Origin of the sequence: Paracoccus acridae, assembly GCF_014642735.1 — a bacterium.
GTDB classification, from domain to species: Bacteria; Pseudomonadota; Alphaproteobacteria; order Rhodobacterales; family Rhodobacteraceae; genus Paracoccus; species Paracoccus acridae.
The window spans coordinates 1-1,487 of record NZ_BMIV01000065.1; the positions used below are offsets into that span (position 1 = coordinate 1).

A 1,487-nucleotide genomic window follows, 5' to 3' on the forward strand; every position below is an offset into this window, starting at 1 on the left:
AGTCGGCTCTGAACAACTCCTCAGGCGGCCACTGCATGGCGGTGATGGGTCCTTTCGCCCCGGATGATCGCCGTGATCAGGTGAAGCAATAGAGTCCAAAGAGCCCTGAGATGGGCGAGGATCTTGCGGATATTGTGGCCGCAGGCGCAGAGGACGGCGAAGACCGCGTCGCCGATGCGGCCTTTCAGCGGGCATCTCGCTAGGCGACCATCGCTCTTCATGTGCCCGATCTCAGGCTCGATGGCGCTTCGTCGCTTGAGGAGCCGTGCCAGGAGCGGGGTGATGCCGCGTCTCGTGCCGCTGATCAGGACCTTGGTGGCCTCCACGCCATGGCCGCGATAGCCGCGGTCCACCACAGCCAGAGCCGGCACCTGGTCGGTCAGGATCGCGACCTGCTCCAGTGCGGGTGCCAGGGTGTGGCCGTCGTAGGGGTTACCAGGAAAGCTCCGGGCACCGACGACAAAGCCCCCGTCGAGGGTGGTGGCAAGGCTGACCTTGGTGCCGAACTCGTAACGGACCCGCGCCTTGCCCTTGGAGATGCAGTCGACCTCCGGCTCGTGCAGGGCATAGATCTTGTTCTTGCTCTTCGGTGTCTGTTCGAGCAGGCGACCAACCAGCCAGAGCGCCTCCAGCACCCGTCCGCGCAGCGCGCCTTCGGGGATGTCCTGGAGGTAGCGGCGTAGGTCCCGTCGCACCCGGCCAACATAGCCCTTGAGCTGGCGCAGGGCCTTGCGCATGCGCTTGAACTGCCGGGCGTGGGCATACCGCCCGACCTGACGGGCCAGTCGCGGGGCAAGGCGCGCGTAGCTCTGGCGCAGATCGACCCCGGCTTCTTTCGCCAAGCCCGCCAGCAGGGCGCGGGCGCGCTCGTAAAGCCGCGCATCCGTGGGATGAGCGATGGTCTTTTCCATCACGGTCGTATCGACGGCCACCCGTTTCAGGCTCTTGTCGGTGACCGCGCCAGAAGCTCGGCCTGCCTCTATCGTCTTGGTCAGCAGCCACTCCACCCCTTCCTCGCCGATCCGCTTGCGCCAGCGCACCAGCGACGAGGGATCGATTGGAGAACGGTGCTGGAAGAACGTCTCGCCAGTGAAGTGTTGGTAATACGGGTTCTCGACCCACCGGGCGACGACTGCCTCGTCCGAGAGCTTGAAGGCGTGCTGGAGATACATGAGCCCCGCGACCAGGCGTGGCGATGTCGCGGGTCGACCCTGATGCGAAGGGAAGAAGGTCGCCCATTCCCGTTCGAAGAACTCCCAGTCGATCAGCGCCGCAAGCTTCACCAACTCGTGGCGCGCATCGATCATGTCAACCAGTCGTGGGCGGAGCAGGTCATCCTGTTCAGGAGCGCGGGAATGGGGTTTCATCGGCGACCGGAAATTGCAGGGTTTCTGGCAAAAGCATACGAAACCCTGCAATTCAAAGCCAACAAAACCGCAGCTTCAGCACACAAAATCAATGCAGTAGAAGTTGTTCAGGCCGGACTA

General features: G+C 63.6%; 2 protein-coding genes. One reads left to right on the plus strand and one right to left on the minus strand.

Features of this window, described 5'->3' with window-relative positions; translation table 11 throughout:
• Positions 1-20: 20 nt before the first annotated feature.
• Positions 21-1,367: an IS5 family transposase gene (locus tag IEX25_RS19705; RefSeq protein ID WP_188717420.1), complete on the minus strand. Its 1,347-nt coding sequence runs from the start codon at positions 1,365-1,367 to the stop codon at positions 21-23.
• Here IEX25_RS19705 and IEX25_RS19710 point away from each other — a divergent pair.
• Positions 1,290-1,487, plus strand: a 198-nt coding sequence (locus IEX25_RS19710; RefSeq protein WP_188717422.1) for a hypothetical protein, incomplete at its 3' end; no start/stop codon positions are given. The two genes, IEX25_RS19705 and IEX25_RS19710, sit on opposite strands and share 78 nt — an antisense overlap.

Coding starts and splice junctions, on each gene's coding strand:
- IEX25_RS19705 (WP_188717420.1), bottom strand. CDS start 1,367: ATGAAACCCCATTCCCGCGCTCCTGAACAGGATGACCTGCTCCGCCCA.